Source organism: Endozoicomonas sp. SESOKO1 (assembly GCF_024606265.1).
In the GTDB taxonomy this organism is placed as follows: Bacteria; Pseudomonadota; Gammaproteobacteria; order Pseudomonadales; family Endozoicomonadaceae; genus Endozoicomonas.
The window spans coordinates 26,092-33,417 of record NZ_JAHHPP010000183.1; the positions used below are offsets into that span (position 1 = coordinate 26,092).

Below are 7,326 nucleotides of genomic sequence, written 5' to 3' on the forward strand. Positions count from 1 at the left end.
TATTTTCTCATGCTCACCCCGAACACCGTCAGACCACTGCAAACCTGAACTTGTCAGCGGCCTGATTAAGTTAACGAGTTCTGGGGCAAATCTCCGAACCATCGAAGAAGTAGGCCACTTCACGTTCAGCAGATGCTGCCGAGTCAGATCCATGAACCGCATTTTCATCGATAGTTTCTGCAAAATCAGCCCGGATAGTGCCTTCTGCGGCCTCTTTCGGGTTAGTAGCCCCCATCAGTTCACGATTCAGGGCTATTGCATTCTCACCTTCAAGGACTGAGACAACCACAGGCCCGGAAGTCATAAAGGCAACCAGGTCCTGATAAAATGGACGCTCTTTGTGCTCAACATAGAAACCACCAGCCTGTTCGTCAGAAAGATGGATCATTTTGGTTGCTACAACATTTAAACCGGCCTGCTCAAAGCGAGCAAGAATTTTACCGATGACACTCTTGGCTACAGCATCAGGTTTTATAATGGATAAAGTGCGCTCTACCGTCATTGCGATCTCCAGATTGTCATTTTCGTGCCCTTTCGGGATTGTTATTACTTATTAAAAACGTACGACTCTCTCAGCTTTCCATGTCTTGGCACTGGCTGTCCATAGCAGGAGTTCCGACAGCATTGTATACAAAAGAGCCAATAGTGTCAGTCCTTAACGCTTCAAGGGAACAAAAACAACTGAAGACTCTCATCCGGTTTTATTACCCACCCCAAATACCGATTTATTTCAAACCAATCCCATTAAAACACATTCAATCCGTTGAGATCAGCCTTCAGACTCCTCAATCCAAGCCATCTGTATGGCCTCGAGCACCTTTTCACCACAACGCTCAGGATCATCCTCAAAGTCGTCCAGCGACAGAACCCAGCTTCTCAGGTCAACAAAATTGACAAACCTGGGATCCACATCCGGGTAAGCCTCATAAAGCTCAATAGCGATATCATAAACATCTGCCCACTGTAAACTCATTGCCCCACTCCATGATCATTGAGCTGCCCTGTTCAGGACAAACCGGCAAATACCCCAAACAGACCAGAAACCGGAATCAACGACGTTCAGAAACCTGGTTAATCGTGTATTTGGGAATTTCTACCACCAGCTCCTCATCACCCACGACAGCCTGACAGCTCAGCCGCGACTCCGGCTCAAGCCCCCAGGCCTTGTCCAGCATGTCTTCTTCGAGCTCATCCGGCTCATCCATGCTGTCGAAGCCTTCCCTGACAATGACATGGCAGGTTGTACAGGCACAGGACTTTTCACAGGCATGCTCGATTTCAATGCCATTTTGCAATGCAGCGTCACACACCGTAACTCCGGGCTCTGCCTCGATAACGGCACCTTCCGGGCACAACTCATCGTGAGGCAGGAAAACGATACGAGTCATTATCAGAACTTCTCCAAATCATCTAACTTCTGTCCAGCAAGCGCCTGACGAATACCTTGATTCATTCGACGGGCAGCAAATTCTTCACTGGACTTACCAATACGTTCAATTTCACTGGCAATAGCGGTGGCATCACCGGTTGCGCGACACTGTTTCAGTAACTCAAGATCTGCCAGCAATGAACGGTATTCATCCTGACTAAGCAGTGTTTGACCATCCTTGCCCAGTGCAACAGCAAGTGCCTCAACAACACGATCCGCCTCAACCTGCTGCTCAAGCAGCACCCTTGCATCACGATCATCGCCTGCATGCTCAAACGAATCTTTCAGCATTCGGGAGATTTCAGAATCACTGAGGCCATAAGAAGGCTTCACCTGAATACTGCTCTTGGCGCCGGTCGACAACTCCTCGGCAGCAACACTGAGCAAGCCGTCAGCATCCACCTGAAAGGTCACACGGATTTTAGCGCCGCCCGCTGGCATGGCCGGAATCCCACGCAGCTCAAATCGGGCCAGGGAGCGGTTATCGCGAATCAATTCACGCTCCCCCTGAAAGACATGAATAGCCATTGCCGTCTGACCATCCTTGTAGGTGGTAAACTCCTGGGCACGACTGACAGGGATAGTGGTATTGCGATGAATCACCTTTTCCATCAGACCACCCATGGTTTCCAGCCCCAGGGAGAGCGGAATAACATCCAGCAGCAGCATATCTTCTGCTGATTTATTGCCAGCCAGAACATTGGCCTGAAGGGCTGCACCGACGGCCACTACCTTATCAGGATCAATCGATGTCAACGGTTGCCTGCCGGAAAATCCCGCAACCCTTTCCCGAACCCTTGGCATGCGGGTAGAGCCACCCACCATAACCACTTCATCAATCTCATTCACTTTCAGCCCGGCATCCCGGAGTGATCGCTTAAATGCACGGATCGTACGATCAATCAAAGGGTCTACCAGCTCATTAAACTGCTCACGGGAAAGTTTACCACGCCACTCACCAAAGCTGGCTTCCACTTCAGACCGGGCGGTCAACGCTTCCTTAACCCGACAAGCCTCAACCATCGCTTCCCGAAGCTGTAATGAGTTAATTGACGACTCTTCAACCCCCGCCTGACGAAGCAGCCAGCTTGCCACGATCCGGTCAAAATCATCACCACCCAGGGCCGTATCACCACCAGTGGCCATGACTTCAAATACCCCTTTTGCCAGGCGCAAAATCGAAATATCAAATGTGCCACCACCAAGATCGTAGACAGCGATAACACCTTCACCCCCCTGATCAAGACCATAGGCGACGGCAGCCGCAGTGGGCTCATTCAGCAGCCGATACACTTTCAACCCTGCAAGCCTGGCGGCATCTTTGGTTGCCTGTCGCTGGGCATCATCAAAATACGCCGGAACAGTAATCACTGCACCATCCAGACCACCACCCAGTGTCTCTTCTGCACGACCAGCCAAGGCACGAAGTATCTCAGCCGACACTTCAACCGGACTGAAGTCACCACGCCGGGTTTTGATGAACGGCATTCCTTTGCTTTTACCAGAAGCGTCGGTAACAAACTGGTAGGGCAACACACCGCCAAGGGCATCAACATCCTCGAGTCCGCGTCCCATCATCCGCTTGACAGAGATAATGGTATTTTCCGGGTCAACCAGCGCACTGTCTTTGGCAGCATTGCCGACAACAGCCCCCTGTTCTCCATAATGAACAACAGAAGGTAAGATATGATTTCCATCGATATCAGGAAGCGTCCCGGCAACACCTGACCGGACAGAAGCGACCAGGGAGTTGGTGGTGCCCAGGTCAATACCGACAGCACGCTTGTATTGATGAGGTTCCGGAGCCTGTCCCGGCTCGGAAATCTGCAGTAACGCCATATCTGCCTCTTCTCTACCTGTTCTCTTCCTGATTAATCGTCCAACAACTCGGATTCCAGCTGTTCCAGTTCAGTCGCCAGCTTTACCATGAACTGCATCTTTCTTACAAGCGTTTCTGCCTGATCAAGATCCTGCTCAGTGCCAGACACCCAGAACCCTTCAAACTGCTGAAGATATCGATGAATATCAGCATCCACCTGGTCAGCCAGTCGCTCTACTTCCTGCTCAGGGTTTGAAGTGGACTTGATATCCGCAACGGCCTCACGCAACGCCATCTGCTCCATCAGAAATCCTGCATCCATGATGGTGTTGCACTCCATATCAACATCACGGCCTGCCAGCTTCAGCAAATAGATCACCCTGGGCAACGGCTGTTTCAGGGTGTCAAAGGCCTCATTAACATGAGAAGCATACTGGATAGAAAGGCGCTGCTGACGCTCTCCATCCCCGGCAAACCGGTCAGGATGCACAGCCCTTTGCAATGCCCGGTATTGACTGGACAGACGTTGCTGGTCAACCTGACAGGAAACAGGCAGCTCAAAAAGCTCAAAATAGTTTTTGCTTAAATCAACCACAACGTCATCAATTCCCAAGTCACAAATGGTATCGCTGGAGCATTCAGCATCAAAAAAGAATGTTCCGCTAAAAAAAAGGCCCGACCAGTGTGAACCAGCCGGGCCGGAAGGCATTTCAAAAGTGTCAGCCGACCGCTTTAACAGTATCAACGAAGCCGGAAAGCTTCAAAACTGCCATCAGCCAGCATCAACATTAAAACTTTCACCGCAACCACATTCACTGGCAGCATTCGGATTGTTAAATTGCAAACCTTCATTGAGCCCTTCCTTTACAAAGTCCAGCTCTGTACCATCCAGGTAAACCAGACTCTTCGGGTCAACAAACACTTTGACTTCATGATCTTCAAAAACCAGATCATCTTCATCAACTACATCCACAAACTCAAGGACATAGGCCATACCAGAGCATCCCGAAGTACGTACACCCAGCCTGATGCCGAGTCCTTTACCTCTTCGGGTAAGCTGCCCCCTGATATGACGGGCAGCCGCTTCGGTTACGGTAATTGCCATTTAATACTCCATCCACATCCGGGGAACCAACCGATTCCACCGGCTACATTCCTGCACTACCTAACGACAGAACTTCTGCACGTCACTACACAAAACGACATCAGGCAGCTGGAGCTGCATCATCGTGCTTCTGCTTGGACCGGTAGTCGTCAATTGCCGCCTTGATAGCATCTTCAGCCAGAACCGAACAATGAATTTTTACCGGTGGCAGTGCAAGCTCTTCTGCAATATCAGTGTTCTTGATGGTAGCTGCTTCGTCCAGGGTCTTGCCCTTCATCCATTCTGTTGCCAGCGAGCTGGAAGCAATAGCAGAGCCACACCCATAGGTTTTGAAGCGCGCATCTTCAATGATACCTTCATCACTGACCTGAATCTGAAGGCGCATTACGTCGCCGCACGCTGGTGCACCGACCATACCAGTACCCACACTCTGAGAATCCTGGTCAAGCTTACCTACGTTGCGCGGATTCTCGTAGTGATCGATAACCTTTTCGCTGTATGCCATTTTTCTCTCCTCTGAAGTCTTGTTTGAGGCAAAACTTCATAACAAATCAGTGTGCGACCCATTCAACCTGACTGAGGTCAACGCCATCTTTGTACATATCCCATAGCGGTGACAGTTCTCTCAGTTTTGCCACTGCTTCTCTGATCTCTGCCACAGCATGATCCACTTCGGCCTCTGTGGTAAATCGACCCAGACTGATCCTCAGGGAGCTATGGGCAAGTTCATCACTTAAGCCCAGGGCCCTCAGCACATAAGAGGGTTCAAGGCTGGCAGATGTACATGCCGAGCCAGAGGAGATAGCAAGGTCTTTCAGGGACATCATCAGCGACTCTCCCTCGACAAAGGCAAAGCTGATGTTCAGGATTCCCGGAACTCTCTGCTCAAGAGAGCCATTAACATGCACCTCTTCCAGATCGGACAGCTGGGAAAACACTCTCTCTTTCAGCACATCCAGACGCGCTCTTTCTGAGTCCATCTCTGCAGCGGCAATACGACATGCCTCGCCCATCCCGACGATCTGGTGAGTTGCCAGGGTGCCGGAACGCATACCCCGCTCATGACCGCCACCGTGCATCTGGGCTTCCAGGCGAATACGGGGCTTGCGCCGAACATAAAGGACGCCAATACCTTTAGGTCCGTAGAGTTTATGGGCAGAAATGGACAGCAGATCAACCTTCATCGTTTCCATATTCAATGGAATTTTGCCAGCGCTTTGCGCAGCATCCACATGAAAAACAATCTTTCGTGAACGGGTCAGATTACCAATCGCCTCAATATCATTGATCACACCAATTTCATTATTGACGTGCATTAAAGTGACCAGAACGGTGTCATCACGCAGGGATTTCTCCACCATTTCAGGTGTGATCAGACCATCTTTGTCAGGATCCAGGTAAGTTACTTCAAACCCTTCCCGTTCCAACTGGCGACAAGTGTCCAGTACAGCCTTATGTTCAATACGGGATGTGATAATGTGCTTGCCCTTTTTGCTGTAAAAATGAGCAGCACCTTTAATGGCCAGATTGTCAGATTCGGTGGCACCGGATGTCCAGACAATCTCCCTTGGATCAGCATGGATAAGATCGGCAACCTGACGACGGGCGTCTTCAACAACCTCTTCAGCACGCCAGCCGAAAACATGGGAACGTGAAGCCGGGTTACCGAAATTACCTTCAAGAGAGAGGCACTGAATCATCTTCTCAGCCACTCGTGGGTCAACCGGTGTTGTTGCGGAATAATCGAGATAAATAGGTAATTTCATCGGGTACATCTCCAGGCGGTCAGTACGCTTAATACCCTTGATTCGCAAAGGGTTAAAATCGTCATGCCACTATACCTCCACCTTTTTTAAAAAATACTTTAAAAAAGATTCCTCACAGGATGGTATCAGCGGCAATTTTGTTGTCTTGCTGCTCATCCTGACGAATAGCAACATTCTGCACTTCCCTGCGCGCAACAAGATCAGCGAGGCTGATCCCTCCAAGAAACGAATGAATCTGCTCACTCAGATCCTGCCACAAGTGGTGGGTCAGGCAGGTTGCACCTTTCTGGCAACCACCTGCGCCCTTGCACTTTGTTGCGTCTACGGATTCATTTACAGCATCGATCACCTGGGCAACATAAATAGCATCAGTACAACGACTGAGCCGATACCCCCCCCCAGGCCCCCGCACACTGCAAACCAGGTCACCACGACGGAGTTTGGAAAACAGTTGTTCCAGATAAGAGAGAGATATCCCCTGACGATCCGATATATCTGCAAGAGAGACTGGCCCCTGATCGGCATGAAGTGCCAAATCCAGCATGGCAGTCACCGCATATCGTCCTTTGGTCGTCAATCTCATACATGTCTCTCTTGATATTCAAGCAGGTTTAGTACTTTTGTATCAGTTGATGGTCACTCTAAGCCCATAACTCTTAAGCGTGACCTTCCCGGCAACAGAACCTTTACAGATTCAGGGTATGTGCAAGCTATTATGAAATACCTTAGTATTTTAGTCAACTATTAGAGATCAGATAAAAGCGAATCGTCAAATAAAAAGAGGGATAAAAAGGATGTTAAAAAGCAGCGTTATAAAATTTTTCGGTATTTTATAGAACCAGACGCCAATTTTCAAAAGCAGTTATGGAAGTACCAGCAAGAAACCAATGACCTTAACGGATAGACTTCAGGATTTTTAAACTATCATGATTCTGGGCATAAACAGATTGTTTCACATCCTAGTGTGATAAAAACAGAAAACCGGAAAAGACCTAATCTATTAACCCGGCAACAAAATTTGAATAACAGGCATCATCGATAATTCAATCAACAATACGTTTATAAGAAAGGACACTAAAAGAAGAATCAGAATCCATTACGACTCTGCCTGAAAGACGCTGTATCAATATCCACTGACACAAACAAAGAATCTGGTAGTCGGTACTGGACTTGAACCAGCGACCCCCACCATGTCAAGGTGGTGCTC

9 protein-coding genes are annotated in these 7,326 nt (G+C 49.2%); all 9 read right to left on the reverse strand.

Translation table 11 applies throughout. The features are described 5' to 3' along the window. Positions 1-70: 70 nt before the first annotated feature. Positions 71-502 carry a nucleoside-diphosphate kinase gene (gene ndk, locus KDK13_RS08945; protein WP_257284631.1) on the reverse strand — a complete coding sequence of 144 codons (432 nt, stop codon included), beginning with the start codon at positions 500-502 and terminating at the stop codon, positions 71-73. 267 nt (positions 503-769) lie between these two features. Then, a complete protein-coding gene (gene iscX, locus KDK13_RS08950) occupies positions 770-973 on the reverse strand; it encodes a Fe-S cluster assembly protein IscX (protein WP_257284632.1) in 204 nt (67 codons plus the stop codon). 76 nt (positions 974-1,049) lie between these two features. Continuing rightward, positions 1,050-1,388, reverse strand: a complete 339-nt coding sequence (gene fdx / locus KDK13_RS08955; RefSeq protein ID WP_257284633.1) for an ISC system 2Fe-2S type ferredoxin — start codon at positions 1,386-1,388, stop codon at positions 1,050-1,052. Between the two features lie 2 nt (positions 1,389-1,390). Then, the gene (gene hscA, locus KDK13_RS08960; protein ID WP_257284634.1) at positions 1,391-3,268 is read right to left on the reverse strand and encodes a Fe-S protein assembly chaperone HscA; all 1,878 of its coding nucleotides are present in this window, start codon (positions 3,266-3,268) and stop codon (positions 1,391-1,393) included. A 32-nt stretch (positions 3,269-3,300) separates the two neighbouring features. After that, entirely contained in the window at positions 3,301-3,843 is a 543-nt protein-coding gene (gene hscB / locus KDK13_RS08965; RefSeq protein WP_257284635.1) for a Fe-S protein assembly co-chaperone HscB, read from the reverse strand. 177 nt (positions 3,844-4,020) lie between these two features. After that, entirely contained in the window at positions 4,021-4,353 is a 333-nt protein-coding gene (gene iscA / locus KDK13_RS08970) for an iron-sulfur cluster assembly protein IscA (RefSeq protein WP_257284636.1), read from the reverse strand. 100 nt (positions 4,354-4,453) lie between these two features. Continuing rightward, on the reverse strand, positions 4,454-4,858 hold the full coding sequence (iscU, locus tag KDK13_RS08975) for a Fe-S cluster assembly scaffold IscU (RefSeq protein ID WP_257284638.1): 405 nt from the start codon (positions 4,856-4,858) through the stop codon (positions 4,454-4,456). Between the two features lie 46 nt (positions 4,859-4,904). Continuing rightward, the gene (locus tag KDK13_RS08980; RefSeq protein ID WP_257284639.1) at positions 4,905-6,119 is read right to left on the reverse strand and encodes an IscS subfamily cysteine desulfurase; all 1,215 of its coding nucleotides are present in this window, start codon (positions 6,117-6,119) and stop codon (positions 4,905-4,907) included. A gap of 112 nt (positions 6,120-6,231) precedes the next feature. After that, positions 6,232-6,702: a Fe-S cluster assembly transcriptional regulator IscR gene (iscR, locus tag KDK13_RS08985; protein ID WP_257284640.1), complete on the reverse strand. Its 471-nt coding sequence runs from the start codon at positions 6,700-6,702 to the stop codon at positions 6,232-6,234. Positions 6,703-7,326: the final 624 nt, after the last annotated feature.